Genomic DNA, 620 nt, shown 5'->3' on the forward strand with positions numbered 1-620 from the left:
CGACCGACTGCACGATGACGCCGGCCGAGGCCGACTGGTAGGTCGTGACGTCAAGTGTTGTCGTCGAGAAGAACTTTGCCGTCCCGGCTTCGCCGCCCCCCGCGCCCGAACCACCGATGCCCACGCTTGCGTTGACGCTCAGGCCGAACTGGCCGCCGCCATTTCCGCCACCGCCACCGATCGACTGCACGATGATACCGGCCGACCTTTCGCGGAAAGTCTCGACCGAACCATTATAGGTGGCTTCCGTCGCCACGCCCTTGCCGGCCGCGCCGCCTCTTCCCCCCATGCCGAAGCCGGCAATCGCCGACAGTGTGCCGGAAAAGCCGCCATTGCCGCCGCCGCCGCCGACCGACTGCACGATCAGGCCGGCCGAATCCGCGCCGTCCGTGGTGATCGATTGCATCGCGCCATCAGCCGTGCGCAGCGTGACGGCATCGGCATCGCCGCCGCCTGCGCCACTGCCGCCGACACCCACACTGGCGCCGAAGCTGGCAGCGCCGGAAAAGCCGCCATTGCCGCCGCCGCCGCCGATCGATTGGGCAACGATGCCGGTCGACCGATCCCCGGAGGTGTTGACGGTGCCGCCGACGGTCGCGTCGACCACGCCGCCTTTACCC

Annotated in this window: 1 pseudogene; it reads right to left on the reverse strand. The window is 69.4% G+C overall.

Annotation, left to right across the window (positions count from 1 at the left end):
• A pseudogene (locus EN991_RS38835) lies at positions 1-607 on the reverse strand (hypothetical protein); the annotation flags it as partial.
• Between the last annotated feature and the right edge of the window lie 13 nt (positions 608-620).

The sequence above is a fragment of the Mesorhizobium sp. M7A.F.Ca.US.005.03.2.1 genome (assembly GCF_003997795.1).
Classification (GTDB): domain Bacteria; phylum Pseudomonadota; class Alphaproteobacteria; order Rhizobiales; family Rhizobiaceae; genus Mesorhizobium; species Mesorhizobium ciceri.